Source organism: Paraburkholderia sp. (assembly GCF_035501035.1).
Classification (GTDB): Bacteria; Pseudomonadota; Gammaproteobacteria; order Burkholderiales; family Burkholderiaceae; genus Paraburkholderia.
On the sequence record NZ_DATJWR010000082.1, the window covers coordinates 1 to 20,228 of the forward strand.

15 protein-coding genes are annotated in these 20,228 nt (G+C 66.5%); 10 read left to right on the plus strand and 5 right to left on the minus strand.

Going from position 1 to position 20,228, the window contains the following annotated elements; translation table 11 throughout:
- The 3 genes from VMJ11_RS05715 to VMJ11_RS05725 all read left to right on the plus strand — a co-directional run.
- A partial coding sequence (locus tag VMJ11_RS05715) for a xanthine dehydrogenase family protein molybdopterin-binding subunit (RefSeq protein ID WP_325617820.1) occupies positions 1 to 1,895 on the plus strand: 1,895 nt, incomplete at its 5' end.
- A gap of 148 nt (positions 1,896 to 2,043) precedes the next feature.
- Entirely contained in the window at positions 2,044 to 2,631 is a 588-nt protein-coding gene (locus VMJ11_RS05720) for a nucleotidyltransferase family protein (RefSeq protein WP_325617822.1), read from the plus strand.
- 628 nt (positions 2,632 to 3,259) lie between these two features.
- Positions 3,260 to 4,489, plus strand: a complete 1,230-nt coding sequence (locus VMJ11_RS05725; RefSeq protein WP_325617824.1) for a PepSY-associated TM helix domain-containing protein — start codon at positions 3,260 to 3,262, stop codon at positions 4,487 to 4,489.
- A gap of 124 nt (positions 4,490 to 4,613) precedes the next feature.
- On the opposite strand, the gene VMJ11_RS05730 is transcribed toward VMJ11_RS05725, so the two are convergent.
- The 3 genes from VMJ11_RS05730 to aepX are packed head-to-tail and all read right to left on the minus strand — an operon-like array spanning position 4,614 to position 8,588.
- Positions 4,614 to 5,681, minus strand: a complete 1,068-nt coding sequence (locus VMJ11_RS05730; RefSeq protein ID WP_325617872.1) for a 2-aminoethylphosphonate aminotransferase — start codon at positions 5,679 to 5,681, stop codon at positions 4,614 to 4,616.
- A 10-nt stretch (positions 5,682 to 5,691) separates the two neighbouring features.
- Positions 5,692 to 6,891 (minus strand): phosphonopyruvate decarboxylase, encoded by a 1,200-nt coding sequence (aepY, locus tag VMJ11_RS05735; protein ID WP_325617826.1) that lies wholly within the window; start codon positions 6,889 to 6,891, stop codon positions 5,692 to 5,694.
- Positions 6,888 to 8,588, minus strand: a complete 1,701-nt coding sequence (aepX, locus tag VMJ11_RS05740) for a phosphoenolpyruvate mutase (RefSeq protein ID WP_325617828.1) — start codon at positions 8,586 to 8,588, stop codon at positions 6,888 to 6,890. Before aepX ends, aepY begins: the two co-directional genes overlap by 4 nt.
- Positions 8,589 to 9,099: 511 nt before the next feature.
- Between aepX and VMJ11_RS05745 the strand changes: the two genes are divergently transcribed.
- The 3 genes from VMJ11_RS05745 to VMJ11_RS05755 all read left to right on the plus strand — a co-directional run bounded on the left by VMJ11_RS05745 (position 9,100) and on the right by VMJ11_RS05755 (position 13,331).
- On the plus strand, positions 9,100 to 10,647 hold the full coding sequence (locus VMJ11_RS05745) for a methyl-accepting chemotaxis protein (RefSeq protein WP_325617830.1): 1,548 nt from the start codon (positions 9,100 to 9,102) through the stop codon (positions 10,645 to 10,647).
- Positions 10,648 to 10,853: 206 nt separating this feature from the next.
- Positions 10,854 to 12,569, plus strand: a complete 1,716-nt coding sequence (locus tag VMJ11_RS05750; RefSeq protein ID WP_325617832.1) for a penicillin-binding protein 2 — start codon at positions 10,854 to 10,856, stop codon at positions 12,567 to 12,569.
- Between the two features lie 138 nt (positions 12,570 to 12,707).
- Positions 12,708 to 13,331: a LysE family transporter gene (locus tag VMJ11_RS05755; RefSeq protein WP_325617834.1), complete on the plus strand. Its 624-nt coding sequence runs from the start codon at positions 12,708 to 12,710 to the stop codon at positions 13,329 to 13,331.
- 31 nt (positions 13,332 to 13,362) lie between these two features.
- Here VMJ11_RS05755 and VMJ11_RS34415 read toward each other — a convergent pair whose 3' ends face one another.
- Both VMJ11_RS34415 and VMJ11_RS05765 read right to left on the minus strand, forming a co-directional pair.
- On the minus strand, positions 13,363 to 13,770 hold the full coding sequence (locus tag VMJ11_RS34415; RefSeq protein WP_414694310.1) for a DUF4148 domain-containing protein: 408 nt from the start codon (positions 13,768 to 13,770) through the stop codon (positions 13,363 to 13,365).
- 130 nt (positions 13,771 to 13,900) lie between these two features.
- Entirely contained in the window at positions 13,901 to 14,704 is an 804-nt protein-coding gene (locus tag VMJ11_RS05765; RefSeq protein WP_325617836.1) for a Crp/Fnr family transcriptional regulator, read from the minus strand.
- A gap of 183 nt (positions 14,705 to 14,887) precedes the next feature.
- Between VMJ11_RS05765 and VMJ11_RS05770 the strand changes: the two genes are divergently transcribed.
- The 4 genes from VMJ11_RS05770 to fliD all read left to right on the plus strand — a co-directional run bounded on the left by VMJ11_RS05770 (position 14,888) and on the right by fliD (position 20,225).
- Positions 14,888 to 16,558, plus strand: coding sequence for an acyl-CoA synthetase (locus tag VMJ11_RS05770; protein WP_325617838.1), 1,671 nt, complete (start codon positions 14,888 to 14,890; stop codon positions 16,556 to 16,558).
- A gap of 320 nt (positions 16,559 to 16,878) precedes the next feature.
- Positions 16,879 to 17,202, plus strand: a complete 324-nt coding sequence (locus tag VMJ11_RS05775) for a hypothetical protein (protein WP_325617840.1) — start codon at positions 16,879 to 16,881, stop codon at positions 17,200 to 17,202.
- Positions 17,203 to 18,032: 830 nt separating this feature from the next.
- Positions 18,033 to 18,626 carry a YigZ family protein gene (locus VMJ11_RS05780; RefSeq protein ID WP_325617842.1) on the plus strand — a complete coding sequence of 198 codons (594 nt, stop codon included), beginning with the start codon at positions 18,033 to 18,035 and terminating at the stop codon, positions 18,624 to 18,626.
- Between the two features lie 156 nt (positions 18,627 to 18,782).
- Positions 18,783 to 20,225 (plus strand): flagellar filament capping protein FliD, encoded by a 1,443-nt coding sequence (fliD, locus tag VMJ11_RS05785; RefSeq protein WP_325617844.1) that lies wholly within the window; start codon positions 18,783 to 18,785, stop codon positions 20,223 to 20,225.
- Positions 20,226 to 20,228: the final 3 nt, after the last annotated feature.

Here is a 20,228-nt window from a genome sequence, read left to right on the forward strand (position 1 = left end):
TCGAGCACGCAACCGATGCGGCGCAGCGCCTCAACATCACCTACGCGCCAACGGCGGCCACGCTCGATTTCGATAGCGCGAAGAGCCAGGCGCATACGCCGCCAAGCCCGATGGGCCGCCCCGTCGAATCGACGCGTGGCAACGTCGAGGCCGGCATGAACGAGGGCGCGGTGCGTATCGAGGCCGTCTACACCACGCCCACGCAGTTCCATAACCCGATGGAGCCGCACGCCACGATGGCGCACTGGGACGGCCCCGACCTCACGCTCTACGACGCCACCCAGGGCGTGAGCGGCTCGCGCAATGCCGTTGCCGCCGTGTTCGGCATCGCACCCGAGAACGTGCGCGTCATCTCGCCGTTCCTTGGCGGCGGCTTCGGCTGCAAGGGTTCGTCGTGGTCGCACGTGAGCCTGTGCGCCATGGCCGCGAAGCAAACGGGACGCCCCGTGAGGCTCGCGCTCGCGCGCCCGCAGATGTTCGGGCTGGTCGGCTCGCGCCCGCACACGGAGCAGCACTTCTCGATCGCCGCGCGTGCGGACGGCACGCTGACCGGCTTGCGCCACGACACGCTCGCGCACACCTCCACGTTCGAAGACTGGCAGGAGATGAGCGGTCTCGTCACGCGCATGATGTACGCCGTGCCGAATTGCAGCACGAGCCATCGTGTCGTACCCCTGAACGTCGGCACACCGACCTTCACGCGCGCGCCGGGCGAGACGACAGGCTCGTTCGCGCTCGAATCGCTGATGGACGAGCTTGCGTGGCGGCTGAAGACGGACCCGATTGCGCTGCGCCTGAAGAATTACGCCGAAACCGAGCCGCAGGACGGCAAGCCATGGTCGTCGAAGGCGCTGCGCCAATGCTACGAAGCGGGCGCACAGCGCTTCGACTGGTCGCGACGCGTGGCCACGCCGCGTGCGATGCGTAACGGCAACACGCTCATCGGTCTCGGCATGGCGAGCGCGACCTATCCCGCGAATCGCAGCGACGCCGCCGCCGTGGCGCGCATCCTGCCCGACGGCACCGCGATGGTCGCATCGGGCACGCAGGACATCGGCACGGGCACGTACACGGTGATGACCCAGGTCGCCGCCGACGCGCTCGGCTTCCCGCCCGACCGCATTCGCTTTGCGCTGGGCGATTCGACCTTGCCGCCCGCGCCGGGCTCCGGCGGTTCGCAGTCCGCCGCGAGCGTCTCGCCCGCGGTGCAGGCCGCCGCCACGGCGGCGCGCGACAAGCTCATCGCGCTCGCGCGCGCCGATCGCGGCTCGCCCGTCTACGGTTTGGCCGCCGAAGACGTGACCGTGCGTGACGGCTGGGTCGTGAGCCGCAGCGACACCTCGCGGCGCGACCCGGCCGCGGCCGTCATCGCTCGCGCGGGCGGCCAGCCGGTCGAGGCGCAGGTCGGGACGAAGCCTGGCGCGGAACGCCAGCAGTACGCGTTCCACTCGTTCGGCGCGGTGTTCGCCGAAGTGCACGTCGATGCGGAACTCGGAACGATACGGGTCGCGCGCATCGTCGGCGCCTATGACGTGGGGCGCGTGCTCAACGAAAAAACGGCGCGCAGCCAGTTGATGGGCGGGATGGTGTGGGGCGTGAGCACGGCCCTGCACGAAGAGGGCCTGCTCGACACGCGCGTGGGCCGCATCGCGAACAGCAATTTCGCGGAGTACCACGTGCCCGTGAACGCGGACATCGGCGAGCTGGACGTGCTGTTCGTCGGCGAACCGGATCTGCGCTTCAATGCACTCGGGGTGCGCGGCATCGGTGAAATCGGCATAACCGGCGTGCCAGCGGCGATCGCCAATGCCGTGTATCACGCCACCGGCGTGCGCGTGCGCGATCTGCCGATCACGCTCGACAAGGTCGTGCCGCAGATGAACTTGCTTGCATGATCTGCAGTGCAGGTCCTGCAATGCAGATCATGCACTCGTCTTGTGCATGAACGGTCCGCAAATGCAGCACGAATGGCGTGTGCGGGGCTTGCCTCGCGCGCGCTCGCGCCGCACAATCAGCGCTTCCCCTCCTCGCGCGTGACACACCATGGCCTATGCGTCGTTCGCCACCGGCGTGTTGCTCGCCGCCGGCACCGGTTCGCGCTTCGATCCCAATGGTCTGCGCAATAAGCTCCTGGCACCACTCCCCGATGGCTCCTGCGTCGCGCGCGAATCCGCGCAGCGGCTGCTGCGCATCGTGCCGAAAGTGATCGCCGTGGTGCGACCGGGCGCCGAGACGCTCGCCCACGTGCTCAACGACGCGGGCTGCGACGTGGTGTTCGCGCCCGGCGCCGGGCGCGGCATGGGCGCGAGCCTCGCGGCCGGAGTCGAAGCCGACCACGAAGCGGAAAGCTGGATCGTCGCACTGGCCGACATGCCGCGCATCGCGATCGAAACGATCGAAGCCGTGGCGCGCGTGCTGGACGAGGGAGCATCGCTCGTCGCGCCGTTCTATCGCGAGCAGCGCGGCCATCCCGTCGGCTTCGGCTACCTGCATCGCGCGGCGCTCGTCGCGCTCGACGGCGACGCGGGCGCGCGCGCAATCCTGAGCTCACACCCGCTCACGCGCATCGATGTGGACGATCCCGGCATCCTGCGCGACATCGACACGCCGGCTGACCTCAGCGGGCTCTGAGCGGGCACGCAAAACGCCGGCGGCAGACAAGCTGCATTTCGCCGATTGCTACAAAGCGATACGCGACGTGCTCAATCGCGCGCGATTTACCCCGCAAACGTGGGGCGATCGCAATGCGCCTCTTGCACACTCGAAACTCCACAGGCCGGACATCGATCGCCTAGGCTATATAGAGACGCGCCCCACCTGGCCAGGCGCTTCAGCGCAAGAGGACCCCGCGATGATCTGCTCGCACACGAACCCGCTTCCCGATCCGCTCGCCGATCCGACGCGGGATCCGGAACACGACCCGCTCAGCCCGCCGTCGCCGGGACATCACAACGACGAACCGCAGCAGCCGGAAGGCCCGCCGGACAAAGACCCAGTCTGATCGCGCGCCCGGAACCCGCCTGGGCGCCCCACCCCACAGCCAACGCGGCGTTTGCGCCAGACAAGCCCGGCGCCGCGACCCGGCCTGCGCGCCGCGCACCCCCTTGCGCCCCAAAAATCGACGCCTTTCGCAAAGCTTGCGCCAGTCGCGGCTGATCCGTAAAATGCGAACGATTCTTATTTGCAATATTTAGATCGTCGTGAGCATACTCGTGATCGCGTTCGCCTCCGCACGCCTACCGGCGAGCCGGGCCTTCGCATGAGGCCGCTGCTGGTGCGCCTGCACCGCTGGTTCGGCCTCGGCATTGCAGCCTTCCTGTTCCTCGCCGGACTCACCGGCGCGGTGATCGCATGGGATCACGAGCTCGACGCGCTGCTCAACCCTTCGTTCTTCCATAGCGCGACAGCGGGCGAGCCGCTGCCCGCCGTCGAACTCGCCAGGCGCCTCGAAGCCGGCGAGCCTCACGCGATCGTGACCTTCATGCCGCTTGCCGTCGAGCCGGGCCACACCTGGATCGCGCGCGTGGCTCCGCGCCTCGACCCGCAAACCGGCCAGCCCTACGCACTCGGCTTCAACCAGGTCGCGCTGGACCCCGTGACCGGCGTGGAGCAAGGCCGGCGCATGTGGGGCAAGGCCTCGCTCGCTCGCCTGAACCTGATTCCCTTCCTCTACCAGTTCCACTACACGCTGTTCCTGCCGACGAAGATGGGTATCGACTTCGGCGTATGGACGATGGGCGTGGTGGGGATCGTATGGCTCCTCGACGGCTTCATTGCGATCGTGCTCGCGTTCCCGAGCCCGAAGAGCTGGCGCAAGTCGCTCGCGTTTCGCGTGAAGCGCGGCGGCTATGCGCTCACTTTCGACCTGCACCGTTCGGGTGGCGTGTGGCTCTGGGGCCTGCTGATCGTCGTGGCGGTCACGTCGATTTCGATGAACCTCGCCGCGCAAGTCGTGCGGCCCGTCGTGTCGGTGTTCTCGACGCTCTCGCCCGACCCGTTCCTCAGCGTCGCGCCAGGCCCCGCGCTGACACCCGCCGAAACCGCCTCGTCACGCGAGCGCATCGTCGCCGCTGCGGCGGAGGTGGGCCACCGCGAAGGCATCGCGGCGCCGCCGGGAGGGCTCTTTGCGATGACGGCGTCCGGCGTGTACGGCGTGGGCTACTACGCGGCGGGCAACGACCACGGCGACGTGGGCCTCGGCAACGCCTGGCTCATGATGAACGCGCGCACGGGCCAAGTGGTCGGCCGGCAGATTCCGGGCAGCGGCAGCGCCGGCGACCTTTTCATTCAGGCGCAGTTTCCGCTGCACTCGGGCCGCATCGCGGGGCTGCCGGGACGCATCGTCATCAGCTTCACGGGCCTCGCCGTCGCGATGCTCAGCGTGACGGGCGTGCTCATCTGGCTCAAGAAGGCGCGCGCGCGGCGCAAGCCCTCGAAGCAGCCGAACGCGGCCAGCACGTTGCGCGCCCGCGCGCGCGCCGCGAACTGAGGAAAAGGCGAAGGCACGCGACGGATAACGCGAGCGGAGCGTACGACGCAAAACAAAAAGCCTTGCGGCGATTCCTCGCTGCAAGGCTTTTTTCATGCGATAAAACCAGGCGCTGCGAAAAACCTCAGCGCACCACGTCGTCGAACGCCGCCAGCAACCGCTCGACATCGGCGGCATGAATGTCGCCCATCGTCGAAATGCGGAACAACTCCGCCGACAAACCGCCCTGCCCCGCGTAAATCACGAAGCCGCGCGCCTTGAGCGCATCGTGCAGCAGCGGATAATCGACACCCGCGGGCAGCCGGAACGCGCGCAGCACCACCGACGATTCGTCCTTCGGCAGCACGCTTTGCATGCCGCGCGCAGCGAGCCCCGCGCGCACCTGCTCCGAAAGCGCGGCATAGCGCGCGTGACGCGCCTGCCAGCCGCCTTCTTCCGCCAGTTCGCGCAATGCCTCGACGAGCGCGTAATACGCGTGAACGGAAGGCGTGAACGGCGTGTTGCGCTGATCCTGCAGCGTGGCAAGACGCTTGAGGTCGAGATAGTACGTGCGGCTGCGGGCCTGCGCGAGCGCGGCGCGGCGCACCACCACGAAGGCCGCGCCCGGCACGCCGTGCAGGCACTTGTTCGCGGTCGCGGCCACCGCGGCAATGCTCGTGTCGCCGAAGTCGATCGCTTCGGAGCCGAAGCTGCTCACGCCGTCCACGAGCATCTGCACGCCTCGGGCGCGGCACGCCTCGCCCAGCGCGCACAGATCGTTCAGGCGGCCCGTCGTGGTTTCGTGATGGATGATCGCGACGTGCGTGATCGAGCGATCCGCATCGAGCGCCGTGCCGATGCGCGCGAGGTCCGGCGCCTGCATCCAGTCGTGCTTCACGATCTCGTGCGCGATGCCGTACTGCTTCGCGATCGCCGTGATGCGCTCGCCGTACACGCCGTTTTCAACGATCAACAGCTTGCCGTTCTCGGGCACGAGGGTCGAAATCATGCTTTCGACCGCGGCCGTACCGGAGCCCGTCATGAGCACCGCCTGCCACTGCGCGGGATCAAGGTCGTAGACGCCGACGAGGCGCGTGCGCGCCTCTTCCTGCACGTCGAAGAACTCGCTTTCGCGATGGCACAGGTCTTCCTGAAGCAGGCTGCGGCGCACGCGTTCGGTGAGCGTGACCGGGCCGGGATTGAGCAGCAGCATCGGTATTTCCTTATTGAGCAGACTCATGAGCGAGCGCGCCGATGTGGCGCATGAGACGCGTCTTCACGTCGGGCGGCGTGATCGTGGGGCGCGGCAGGCCGTCAGGCGTGCCGCGGCGAATCGTCAGGCGTACGAATCGTGTGCCTCCGACGCCCGAAGCGCCCTTCGCTCGCTCGCGCGCGGCGGCGAGCACGGCGTCGAGCGCCGCGAGATCGTCGCTTTCCACGGCTTCGGCGTAACCGCACGCGGCGGCCACGTTCGCGAAGGAGACCTGCGTCGAAACGGTGGCCTGGCCGCCCGTCGAGTCGTGTGCGCCGTTGTCGAGCAGCACGTGCGTGAGGTTGACGGGACCATACGCGCCGAGCGTCGCGAACGCGCCCATGCGCATGAGCGCCGCGCCGTCGCCATCGAGCGCAACCACGTTCAGGTCAGGTCGCGCGAGCGCGAGGCCGAGCGCGAACGGCGTGACGCAGCCCATCGAGCCGACCATGTAGAGCTGGTTCGCGCGGTCGTCGAGCGCGTAGAGTTCGCGGCCGCAAAAGCCCGTCGAGGCGACCACCACGGTCGATTCGGCGGGCGTCGCTGCGATCACGCGTTCGAGCGCCTGCTGTCGCGTCGGCAGTTGCTCAGGAGTCCGTCCGTTCCAAAGCGACCGCGCAACCGGTAGTGCGTGCTTCTGCGGCATCGCGCCACCACCCTCGAGCTCGCAGGGCGCCACGCTGCCCTTTTGCATCACGAGTGCATACGGGCGGCCCGTTTCATCCATGTGCCGGATCGCGCGATCGAGCGCCGGGCGGATCTGATCGGCTTCGGTCGGGAACAGCTCCCAGGGGATTTCCATCGTGTCGAGCATCTGCGGCGTGACCGGGCCCATCAGCGCATGCTGCGGCTCGTCCGATACACCCGGCTGGCCGCGCCAGGTCACGATCAGCAGTTGCGGCAGGCGGAAGGTCCACGTGAGCGAGGTGAGCGGGCTCACGGCGTTGCCGAGTCCCGAATTTTGCATCATCGTGATGCCGCGCTTGCCCGCGAGCGCCACGCCCGCGATCAGCGCAACCGCATCGCCTTCGTTCGCCGCGCTCACGTAGTGCAGCGAATCTTCCTGCAGCACGTAGTTGATGAACGGCGTGAGGAACGAGCACGGCACGCCCGCGTACCACTCGAAGCCGCGTGTGCGCGCCGCTTCGACAAACTGTGCAGCCTCGATCATGCCCTGCTCCCCGCGCCTGCGCCGTTGCCCGCATCCGCGCCGAGCGGCGTCTGCGCGTGCGCGAAATCGCCCGCGCGGCGGAAATCTTCGAGGTCGTTCACGCCGCGCCAGTGGCCATGCACGTATTGCACTTCGATCGACTCGCCGTCTTCGATCAGCGCATTGAGCAGCGTGGGCATGTCGAGCGTGTCGAAATCCGCGCGCGTCTGCAGGTGCGCGAGCTTCTTCGCGAGCTTGTCGCGGCCCGCGCCGCGCACGTTCATGAGGCCGATCCAGCGGCCGTGCGGCGCCTCGCCGTTCGCGGCCGGCTCGCTGGAAACGCGCTCGAGAAACACCTTGTTGCCGAATAGCCCACGGTCGTCGCCCGAAGAACACCACGCGAAGTCGCGCGTGCTGCTGTTCTCCGACTCCGGCGAGGAATCAACCACCACGCTGAAATCCGCTTCGTTCTCCGTAAGATCGCGCAGGATGTAGCTTCGGAACAGCAGGTCGCCGTATGAGATCACGGTGTCGTTACTGAGCACCCCGGCCGCGCACGCAAGCGATGCCAGCTCGTTCGTCTGTGCGTAGCGCTCGTTGCGCACGAGCTTGATGCCGGCGGTGTCGATGGCGTCGGCGCAATAGCCGCCCACCACGGTGATGTCGTTGACCGACTGCTTCTTGAACGCGTCGACGAGCCAGCGCAAAAGCGGCTTGCCCGCCACCGGCAGCATGACCTTGGGCTTGTCTTCGGTCACGGCGTCGAGGCCCGAGCCGCGGCTCGCGGCCAGCACGATCGCCGAGCCCGCGCCGCGCGAAGTGGCCAGGTAGCGGTTTTCCGCTTCCGAATATTCATCGGCGTCCTGAAGACGGAAAATTTCGTTGACACTCGCAATGCGGTCTTCCACGTCGACGAGCGTCTGCGTGTCGTGAATCGTCCGCGCGACGGCCTGCATGGCCGAAACCGAAGCGCGCACCAGATGGTTCGCCCAGATCACGGCGCTGATGCCTGCCTTGCGGAACACGTCGGTCGGCGTGCTGTAGTACTTGGTCGGCACGATCACGAGCGGGCCGCGGCCCGCCCATTCGCGGGCGAACGTGAGGATCTCGTCGGGTTTCGAGAGCTTGCTGTGGATGAGAATCGCGTCCGCGCCCGCCAGCCGGTAGGCTTCGGCACGCTTGAGCGCTTCGTCCATGCCCCAGCCCGCGATCAGCGCCTCCACGCGTGCGACGATCGAGAAGTGCTCGTCGGTCTGCGAGTCCTTGCCGGCCTTGATCTTGCCGCAGAACTCGTCGATGTCGGCAAGCGGCTGCGCCTCGCCCTTGATGAAGCTGTTGGTCTTCGGGAACTGCTTGTCCTCGATGCACACGCCCGCGATGCCGCGTTGCTCGAGCTTGCGCACGAGGCGGCGCACGTTGTTGAAGTTGCCGTAGCCAGTGTCGCCGTCGAGCAGGATGGGCAGATCGCTCGCGTCGGCCATGAACTCCAGGTTGTCGACCACCTGGGTCCAGCTCGCCTCGTTGTTGTCGCGTACGCCAAACTGCGCGGAGATCGAGAGGCCCGAGCCCCAGATCGCCTTGAAGCCGGCCTCGCGCGCAATGCGCGCGGAGAGGCCGGTGTGCGCTTCCATCAGGAATTCGAGTTCGCTGCCGACCAGCATCTGGCGCAGCCGTGCGCTGCGCGATGCGGGAACCAGCACGGGTTCGCGTGCGTTCATCTTTCTTTTCACTCCTGTGGACGTCGTCAGGGCGGCAGTGGTCGCTGCGCCTTGCGCGTCGCATCGTTGGCAAATTCCATCTCCGGCCCCGGAGGCTTCGGTCGCGGGCGAGACCGCGAGAGAAAGGCCTCGAAAATGAGCGCGTAAAACGACACGGCCGAAACCTCGAAGCAGCCTCATCCTGGCTTCTTCGCAAGCCTCGAAACCGCGCCGGCGCGGGGGCCAGAGCCGCGACTATAACGGAAATGATTCGCATCTGCGGTCGACGACCGCAAACAGTGGCAAATCATGGAATTACAGGGAATTTTGTGGCTTTTATCGGCAGATGCATGCGCTTTTCAGCGAAGCGTCATAAATGCTGCGCCAAGCATCTGTTTTGTATGATGATTTGCTGCCTGGGCAGGGTTCCTCCTGGGTCTCGCGCACGTTTGCGCGCGCCGTAAACATATTCTGGCGGCCTTGTCCGCCAGTCATGCAGCCCACGTGGAATACCTGACCGACCATGCAGAAGATGACACTCAACAAAAAGCTCCGCTCGATGATCGCGATCCTCTGGATCGGCCTGCTGTTGATCGTCGCGTTTGGCGCCTGGCAAAGCCGCGACGCCATGATTCGCGAACGGCGCGCGCAACTCACGACGCTCGTCGAAGAAGCGATGAGCGTCACCAACTACTACTACAGTCTCTCGCAACGCAATGCGCTCACCGAAGCCGACGCGCAGAAGCAGGCGCTCGCCGTGATCGGTTCGATCCGCTACGGCACCGACGGCTATCTGAGCGTCAACGACTCGCAGTCGGTCATGCTGATGCACCCGATCAAGCCCGAACTCGACGGCAAGAAGCTTACCGACTTCACCGATCCCGCGGGCACGCACGTATTCAGCGAACTCGTGAACGCAGCGAGCGGGCCGAACGGCGGCTTTCTCGATTACCTGTGGGCCAAGCCCGGCCATAGCGAGCCCGTGCCGAAGACGAGCTACGGCCGCCGCTTCGCGCCGTGGGACTGGGTGATCGTGACCGGCATGTACATGGACGACGTGCGCGCGGAGTTCTACGGCAGCCTGCTGCGCTGGCTCGGCGTGACCTTCCTGCTGGGCGCCGCCGCGACCGTGGTGATGGTGTTCGTGGTCAGGAGCGTGCGCGGCAGCATTGGCGGCGAGCTGGAAGGCGCGGTGGACGCGGCCAACCGCATCGCCGAGGGCGACCTCACGCTGCACGTGCAGGTAGAGGGCTCGAGCGAGCACAGCCTGATGCGTGCGCTCGCAACGATGCAGGCCGCGCTCGTGCAAACCGTCTCGCGCGTGCGCAGCGGTGCGGAGAACATCAACGTGGGTGCAAACGAGATCGCCGCGGGTAACACCGATCTTTCGCAGCGCACCGAGGAACAGGCGGCGGCGCTCGTGCAGACCGCCTCGAGCATGGACCAGATGACGGCGAACGTACGCCAGAACGCGGATAGCGCGCAGCACGCGGCCTCGCTCGCGAGCCAGGCCGCCGACGTCGCGACGCGCGGCAGCGCGGTCGTCGACGACGTGGTGCGCACGATGGGCGACATTACGACGAGCTCGCAGCAGATCGGCGACATCATCGGCGTGATCGACGGCATCGCGTTCCAGACCAACATCCTCGCGCTCAACGCGGCCGTGGAAGCCGCGCGCGCGGGCGAGCAGGGCCGCGGCTTCGCCGTGGTGGCCGCCGAGGTGCGCAGCCTCGCGCAGCGCTCCGCGACTGCCGCCAAGGAGATCAAGGCGCTGATCGAAAAATCGACCGGCACGGTCACCGAAGGCCAGCAGCTCGTGACCAACGCGGGCGCGACGATGAGCGAGATCGTGCAGTCGGTGCGCCGCGTGCACGAGATCCTCGAAGAGATCAGCCATGCCTCGCGCGAGCAGAGCGCCGGCATCGAGCAGGTCAACCGCGCCGTGGGCGAGATGGACCAGGTCACGCAGCAGAACGCCGCGCTCGTCGAAGAGGCGGCCGCCGCCGCGCATTCGCTCAAGGATCAGGTGAGCGTGCTGCGCGAATCGATCGCGAGTTTCAGGTTGCCGGCGCACGCGTAACGCCGCATCTTCACTGGCCCGCGCCGGTTTCCCCTCCTCGCCACCGGGCCGCATTTGCGGCCCGGTTCGTTTTCCGCCCTCCGTTCTTCTGCCCCGCCCGCACGCCATGACGGCGCGCAATCATCGAGCGTCCTCGCGCGCCTTTCATTTCAATTCAATTACATAGTGTTTACAATGCGACTCTGCCAAGCCACCCCGCCTTCCCGATGATCCGCTCCAGGAAACCGCCGCGCGACCCGCACGCCACCGCGACCCGTCACCCGATGCTCGCGCCGCGTCTGCCCGCGTGGCGCTCGAAGTTGATCGTGTTCATCACGTTCGCGGCCTTCGCGGCGCTCGCGGGGCGCGCGTTCTGGATTCAGGTCGCCAACCACGGCTTCTATGTGAAGCAGGGCCAAAAGCGCTACCAGCGCACGCTCGAACTCGACGCGATGCGCGGGCGCATCGTCGATCGCAACGGCTCGCTGCTGGCCGTGAGCCTCGCCACCTTCGAAGTGTGGGCGCATCCCAAGGTGCTCGACGCCGCCGCCCGTGGACCGCTCGCGCGCCTGCTGGACATGCCGCTCGCGGAGCTGGACCGACGCCTCGGCGGCGACCGCTCCTTCGTGCTGCTCAAGCGCCAGGTGGACGCCGACACCGCCGCGCACATCGACGAGATGGCCACAGGCGGCATCACCCTGATCGCCGACTCGAAGCGCTACTACCCAGAGGGCGAATCGGCCGCGCACGTGGTGGGCTTCACCGATATCGAAGACGCGGGCCAGGAAGGCGTGGAGCTCGCCGCCAACGCGCGCCTGCGCGGCACGCCAGGCCAGCGCGAAGTGATCCGCGACCGGCTCGGGCGCGTCGTTTCGGAGCCGCGCGAGCGCGTGCAGCCGCGCAACGGCGAGACCGTGCAGCTCACCATCGACCGCCGCGTGCAGCAGCTCGCCTATACGCAGCTCAAGGCGGCCGTCGCGAAACATCATGCGGAAGCGGGTAGCGTCGTCGTGCTCGACGCGCACAACGGCGAGATCCTCGCGCTCGCGAACTGGCCGTCGTTCGACCCGAACGACCGCACGAGGCTCACCGGGCAGCAATTGCGCAATCGCGCCGTGATCGACACGTTCGAACCCGGCTCGACGATCAAGCCCGTCGTCGTCTCGCTGGCGATGGACCTACGCAAGGTCAATCCCGGCACGATCATCGACACCTCGCCGGGCAGCTTTCGCATCGGCCCCGCGACAATTCACGACACCTCGAACCACGGCCGCATGACCGTGGCCGAGGCCATCCAGAAGTCGAGCAACATCGCGCTCGCCAAGCTCGCACTGAACCTGCCCGCGCAGACCATCTGGGACAAGTACCAGGAATACGGGCTCGGGCAGAAGCCCAGCGTCACGTTCCCGGGCGTGGCCGCGGGCCGCGTGCGGCCGTGGGCGCGCTGGCGCCCCATCGAGCAGGCGACCATGGCATACGGCTATGGCCTTTCCACCTCGCTCCTGCAGATGGCGCAGATCTACACGGCGTATGCCGGCGACGGCACGCTGCACCCGGTCACACTGCTGCGCGATTCGCAGGGCAACGCGCAGGCGCTCGCACCGCGCGCGGTCACGACGCCGGCCACGGCCGCGGCGATGCGCAAGATGCTGGAAATGGCGACGAGCGACGGCGGCACGGGCCGCGCGGCCAACGTGGAAGGCTACCGCGTCGGCGGCAAGACGGGCACCGCGCGCAAGCAGGTGGGCGCGGGCTACGCGAAGAACCGCTATCGCGCGCTCTTCGTCGGCATGGCGCCGATGAGCGCGCCGCGCGTGATCGTGGCGGTGATGATCGACGACCCGGCGGGCAAGTCGTACTACGGCGGCACGATCGCGGGCCCGGTGTTTTCGGGTGTGACGGCCGGCACGCTGCAGTTGCTCGGCGTGCCGCCCGACGCCTGAGGCGCCGGTTAGCGCAGCGCGCGCATTCGCGGTATTCTCGGGACTTTCGTTCGCGCGAAAGAGCCGTGCGGTGGCAGCCGCCCCTGAGTTTATCTGCGCTCATCCGCGTTCGCCGTCCGCAACCCCACCAACATCGCCATGAATTTTCTGCCTCAACTCGCCGCCATTGCCGGCGTCATGCTGCTCGCCTGCGCAAGCCCCGGTCCGGACATGCTGGCCGTCACGTCGCACGCATTCGCGCGCCGCCGCGCGGGCCTCTTTACGGCGGCAGGCATCGCCACGTCGCATGCGCTCTGGGCCACGCTGGCGGTATTCGGTCTCGGGCTGATCCTCGCGCAGATCGCGTGGCTCTATGAGGGCATCCGCATGGCGGGCGCGGTGTATCTGCTGTATCTCGGCGCGCGCATCCTGCTGAGCCTGCGCCAGGGCGCAGGCGCCGCCGAGCCCACGGCCGCCGCGAAGCAAACGGGCGCGGCGCATGCATACCGGCGCGGCCTGCTCGTGGGCCTCACCAACCCGAAGGCGGCCGCGTTCTTCGGCAGCCTGTTCGTCACCCTGTTGCCCGCCCATGCGCCGATGTGGGTGCATGGCGCAACGGTCGCGACCGTCGCGGGCGTGTCCATCTGCTGGTTCAGCGCCATGGCGCTGCTGTTCTCCACGGACCGCGTGCAACGCGGCTACCGCAAGCTGCGCCGTCCCATCGATGCGGTAATGGGCGCCGTGCTCGTCGGCATTGGCGCGCGGCTCGCGCTCGACCACTGAGCGCCGCGGCCCTACCCGTCACACGCCCAGGTCAGTGATGGCGATACGCGGGCGGTTCGTCACCGCCTGACACGACGGCAGGTGCGCCCGCTTGCGCCTTCGACGCGGCAGGTGAGCCGTAACCCGATTGCTCGAGCTGTTCCTGTGCCTGCTCCTGCTGCTGGCCCGACTGGGCGAGGCGCGCTTCGTCGGCGCGCTTCGCGGCGAGGCGGCGCATGGCCTTTTGCGCGTCTTCAGGGTAGGTGGCATCGTTCGCCGACGCCGGGTTGTAGCCCACCGATTCCAGATCGACCAGTTCCTGTATCACCTGCGCGCGTGTGGCCGCGCCATTGCCGGCAATGTCGGCGGACTGGGCAAACGACACTGCGGGGATGATCGCCATCATCGAAACGAGTGCCGTGCGTACGACTGCGTTCTTCACTCTGCTCTCCCATCTCATGAGGACTCGCGGCCAAAGCGCCAGGCGAGTCGATGGGCGAAGTCTACGCACGGATTCGGCGCTCAAAAACGGCCTCGCACGACAGGGACTTTTCTATTCCTCGCAAGATTGATAAGGACTTCTGCGCGCCTCAAATCTGGTCGCGGCCGAACGCGCGCAGCGCTTCGAGATTGAGCACGTCCACGCGGTTGTACGAGAGCGCGACGAGCCCCTGCCGCTCCAGCGTCTGCAGTGCCTGATTGATCCGCTGCCGCGAAGCGCCCGCCAGCATGCCGATCTCCTCCTGCGAGATTTCGAGCGCACTGCCTGTCTCTGGATAGAGATCCGGATTGAACATCTGCGCGAGCGCCTGAGCCACGCGCGCATCCACGTCGAGCAACCGGCTGTTCTGGATCAGCGCGATGAACTCGCCCATGCGGTTGTTGAGCTGATGAATCACGAAGCGGTTGAACGGCAGGCTGCAGTCCATGAGCCGATGGAACGTATCGGCCGGCACGGCCATCACGAGCGAAGGCTGAAGCGCGATCACGTCGTACTTGCGCGGCTCGCGCTTGATGACGCTGCCCTCCCCGAACCAGCCGCCATGCGGCACGCCCGAAAACGTGCAGCCGCGCCCCGAGGCGTTGAAGATCGCCAGCTTCACGAGGCCCGAGTTCACGCCGAGCCACCAGTCCGAGGGCGCCTCGCGCGCGGCGACGATCGCGCCCGCGGCATAGCCTTGCGCATGCGAAGATGCCAGCACCCACTCGCGGTGCTCGGGCGCGAGCGCGCGAAACCACGCGCAGCGCTCGAAGAGCGCTGCGAGGCGCGGCGCGTTCGCGGCATCGATACGCTCGCCTTCGCGCCAGGATTTGGGGGATGCCGTGCCGCCGGCATCGGTGGCCGGCTCGCGGGCAGGCTGGGTCCCATCTGGGGAAATAATGGATTGCGACATCGCGCTTTCCTGGTGTTGGATCAAACGTATCGTGCGAAATCGTTCGCGGCGGGCGGCTCTGTCGTGCCGGCGACAGACTGGCGCGCGCGCTCTTGCTACGGTAGCGCGAATCATACCCATAAACCGATCACCGGCCCCGGTCCGGCTTTGCGCCGACCACCGCGGTCAACTGGAGACACCGCCATGTTGCACCAGTACGAAGAAGGTCTCGCGCAACGCGAGGCCAACTATGTGCCGCTCACGCCTGTCGACTTCATCGCGCGTGCCGCCGAAGTCTACGGTGAACGCCTCGCGATGGTCCACGGCGACGTACGTCGCAACTGGCGCGAAACCTACGCGCGCACGCGGCGGCTCGCGAGCGCGCTCGCGCAAGCCGGCATCGGTCGCGGCGACACCGTGGCGGTGCTGCTGCCCAACATCCCCGCGATGGTCGAAGCGCACTTCGGCGTGCCCATGGCCGGAGCCGTGCTTAATACGCTCAATACGCGACTTGATGTCGCAACCATGCTGTTCATGCTGCGTCACGGCGAAGCCAAAGCGCTGATCGTCGACACCGAGTTCGCCGCGCTCGCGCGGCGCGCGGCGCTCGAATTCCCGCAGCTGAAGATCATCAGCGTGGCCGACATCGCGCCTGCCGACCCCGAGTTCTTCCCGCGCGCAACCGACTACGAGGCCTTCCTCGAACAGGGCGACCCCGAGTTCGCGTGGCTGCAGCCGCGGGACGAATGGGACGCCATCGCGCTCAATTACACTTCCGGCACGACGGGCAACCCGAAGGGCGTGGTCTATCACCATCGCGGCGCGTACCTGAACGCGGTGAGCAACATTCTCGAATGGGATCTGCCCAAGCACGCCGTGTACCTCTGGACGCTGCCGCTCTTTCATTGCAACGGCTGGTGCTTTGCGTGGACCCTCGCCGCGCGCGCGGGCGTGAACGTGTGCCTGCGCAAGTTCGACGCGAAGCTCGTGTTCGATCTGATTCGCAGCGAGGGCATCACCCACTATTGCGGCGCGCCGATCGTGCAGGGCGCGCTCGCCGACGCCCCTGCCGAGTATCGCGAAGGCATTACACATACGGTGCGCACCATGGTCGCCGGCGCACCGCCCGCGCCGGCCGTGATCGCGAAAATGAAAGCGATCGGCATCGAGCTCACGCATGTCTATGGCCTCACCGAGGTGTACGGTCCCGCTGCGGTGTGCGCCGTGCAGGAGCGCTGGAAGTCGCTGCCCGAAGAGGAACAGGCGCGCCTCGCTGCGCGCCAGGGTGTGCGCTATCACCTGCAGAGCGGCGTGTGCGTGCGCAACCCGCAGACGATGGAACCCGTGCCGGCAGATGGCGAAACACTCGGCGAAATCATGTTCCGCGGCAACATCTGCATGAAGGGCTACCTGAAGAACGAACAGGCAACCGACGAAGCGTTCCGCGGCGGCTGGTTCCATACCGGCGACCTGGGCGTGATGACGCCCGACGGCTACGTGCGCATCACCGACCGCAGCAAGGACATCATCATCTCGGGCGGCGAGAACATTTCGAGCATCGAAGTCGAGGACACGCTGTATCGCCACCCGGCCGTCGCGCTTGCCGCAGTCGTGGCGATGCCTGACCCGAAGTGGGGCGAGGTGCCTTGCGCGTTCGTCGAGCTGCGGCCCGGCGCGAGCGCGACAGCCGAAGAGATCATCGCGCACTGTCGTCTTTTTCTCGCGCACTACAAGGTGCCGCGCGTGGTGAAATTCGGCGATTTGCCGCGCACGGCCACGGGCAAGATCCAGAAGTTCGAGTTGCGGGCGCAAGCAGGTTCGCAAAGCGCAATCGATCTGAGCGGCGCACAAACGCCACCGAAGCCGCCCCTCTGACACGGGCCCTCAAGGCAGTTCCGTGACAGGCAATGCCGTGAGCACGTGCTTCATTCGGGCGGTGGACGCCGCCCGAATGTAACCTCAGTTGACAACCCGACCCTCGAACGCACACTCATATTGGTCAAATACGCCGCGTAATCCTTTCTGCATCAAGGGCCGACTGTGAAACCGCCCTCTCCCGCGTAAGCGATCATATGAAACGAAAGCTTACAAGTGGTCACGTATTCCTCCTCTTCGGGCCGATAAGCTTTGAACCATGGTCGAAACACAAAGCATCTCGATGCAGCGTGACGACGAAACCGAAGAGGAGGTAATACATGAATACGAAGAACTGGAAGACCCCCGCCCGCGCTTTGGCCGCCGCGCTCATTGCAGGCGGTGCGCTGATGGGTGCATCGAGCGCCTTCGCTCAGTCTGCTCAATCCGCTCCGTTTGCGCTGCGCGCCGACTCGGCGCCGCACTACGGTGAACCGCACATGATGCCGGTGGACGTTCGAGTGTCGGTCGGCTGGCACGACAACCGCTACTGGGACGGCCACCGCTATTGGGAACGCGACGAGTGGATGCATCACCACCCGCACGATCCGGGCCCCCAGGGCTGGCACGACGACCATCGTCCGCCGCCCCCGCCGCGTTACTGACGCGCCTGATCGCCGGGCCGCTGCGTCTCGCAGCGCCTGATAGCGACACACCGAGGCCGGTCTTCCCCCCAAAGGGAGACCGGCCTCGGCGCATTTCCGCTTCTTACTTCGCCATGTGCCGATGCTTGCACGCAATTGATTCGGACGCCGAATTAATCTCCCGACAATACCCGTCACGCGGCAGCTTCGGCGCGCCATATCTCATGGCGAGCGCCGTACGAAAGCCGGCTGTCAGTAATGGCAGGTAATGCGCAAGCGTTGCCGCCTGCTCGGCGCGAGGGTACCGTTAATGGGCGTTTCGTTCCCCGGAGCGCACGGTGTATTCTCATCCCCGGCCAGCGATGGCCGGTTTTTTTTTTGGGCGCGCGCCAGAGTCGGTCGTCAGACGCAGCTTGCTGCCCAGGATTATTTCTCATTGCCCACGGATTTTTGAAATCGTAATGTAGGTTCGCCTCTTGAGAACAGGCGAGCCTTGTGACCCCGGTCGTGAGACATTGCGACCGGGGCTTTTTTTCGCGCTCTTGGTGACGAGAATCGCGTCGGCTGGAACGGCGCCGCGAGAAAAGAGATATGACGGATCACCGAATGAGGAGTTCGGCGTCGCTCCAGCCAGAGCTAGACCCGTCATGCCGTGCATTATCGGGCCTGACGGACGGTACGTCACTAGCATCTCGCGCAAGAAACCGTTACATAAATTGGCAAGATATGGGGACGGACGTCGGAGGTCGCCACCCGGCATCGGCTAACATGGTGGTTTCGCCTGCGCCTGCCGCGCACTATCGCGCCCACCCGCGCCACTACTCGCCGACCGACCGCCCTCCGCATCTGCTGTGCCGACCTTTACGCTAGCCCATCCTGTCAGCGCGGAACTCGAAATCCGCAAGAGCCGCTTCATCGCGCACGCGCTTCCCGTCGCCGACCGTGAAGCGGCCATGGCAGAGCTGCGCCGCCTGCGCGACGAGCACCCCAGCGCCACCCATGTCTGCTGGGCGCTGCTCGCGGGCGGCCAGTCGGGCATGTCCGACGACGGCGAACCGTCCGGCACCGCAGGGCGCCCCATCCTCGAAGTGCTGCGCCATCACGACCTGGACGGCGTGCTCGCGGCCGTCGTGCGCTACTACGGCGGCGTGAAGCTCGGCGCGGGCGGCCTCGTGCGCGCCTATACCGACGCCATCGCCGTCGCGCTGCAAGAGGCCGTACGAGTCGAGCGCATTGCGCAGGCCCACCTCATGGTCGAACTCGGCTACCCCGACGAAACCCGCGTGCGCCACTGGATCGAGCAGCAGCAGTTCACGCTCGCGCAAAGCCAATACGCGATGACTGTCCGCCTCACGATCCAGTTGCCCGCCAGCGCCGTGGAGGCTGCCCGCAGCGCGCTGCGCGATCTCACGCAAGGCCGCGCGGGCTTTCCCGAGCACTTCTGAAAGACGCCGCAGCCAGCCGCTGCAAGCCCTCGCACATCTTTTCAAATTCTTTTCGTTTCTTACATAAAGTTTCACGAAAGCTTTCCGTAATGAAAGCAAGGCCGCGCCTTGACGCGTCCCGCCGATCCGACTCACCAGAACGAACGGACTTCTTTCATGGCCAGCACGATCACGAATACCACGACCACCAGCACGAACAGCGTGCTGAGCGATGCCGCGCAGTCGATCATCAGCGGCGCGACCAACTCCACGCTCGACGTCAACCAAGTCGTCAAGGCGCTCGTCAACGCCAAGATCGCCGGGCCGAGCGCCGCCCTCGCCGCGAAGCAAACGGCCAGCAACACGACGCTTTCGGCGCTCGGCACGCTGAAGTCGGCGCTCGCCTCGCTGCAAACCGCGCTCGTGCCGTTCAAAGATGGCGCCGCGCTGAACCGGTTCACGGTGACGACCAGCGAGAAGGACAAAGGCCTGAGCGCAGTGGCCGGCAAGAATGCCGTGGCCAGCAGCTACGCCATCGAAGTCGATCATCTCGCGACGGCCCACAAGCTCTCCTCGGGCAATCTCGACACCGGCGCGACGCTCGGCGAAGGCGGCCTCGACATTACGATGGGCGGCAAGTCCATGCACCTGACGCTCGCCGCGGGCAGCAACAAGCTCTCGGACGTTGTCGCCGCCATCAACCGTGCGAAGGACAATCCGGGCGTCACGGCGTCGATCGTCAGCGGCGCCGACGGCCAGCACCTCGTCCTCACCGCGAACAAGACCGGCGAGGCCAACCAGATCGAAGTGACGACGGGCACCGGCGTCGAGGCGCGCCTCGCTTCCTCGCAGATGCGCGAAGTCGTGGCGGCCAGCGACGCCGCAGTGCGTATCGACGGCACGCGGGTCACGAGCGCGAGCAATACGCTCGATGCCGCAATCAGCGACATCACGATCAAGCTCGAAAGCGCCTCCGTGGGCACGAAGCAAACGCTCACCATCGCGGCCGACACCGAAGCGACGGGCACCGCCATCCGCGATTTCGTGAAGGCGTACAACAGCTACGTAGACGCGCTGAGCGGGCTGACCTCCTACACGCCCGCCAACGGTTCGACCAGCGCGCAGACGGGCGCCCTCCTCGGCGACTCGATCGCGCGCTCGCTCGCCGCATCGTTGCCCACAAGTATCTCCACGGGTGCGAAAGGCAGCGACGGCGTGCGCCATTCGCTGAGCGAGATCGGCATCAAGCTCGACAAGAGCGGCAAGCTGGAAATCGACGACAAGACGTTCACGAATGCGCTGCAGCCCGACAGCCGCGCGATTGCGGCGCTGTTCGGCAGTGGCGGCATGACGGCGAAGCTCGACGCGGCCATCACGCCCTATGTGCAGTCGAGCGGCATTATCGAGCGCCGCACCAACGCCCTCAACAAGGAGATCGACGACATCAAGCAGCAGTCGAGCAAACTCGATGCGCGCGCCACGCTCCTCACCGCGCAGTTCAACCGCCAGTTCACGGCGCTCAACGCGCTCATGACGACGATGAACAACAACGCGCAATATCTGACTCAGCTGTTCGGCGGCGCGAACAGCGCAGGCGCCCTCGCGACCAATCACAAGTAAAAC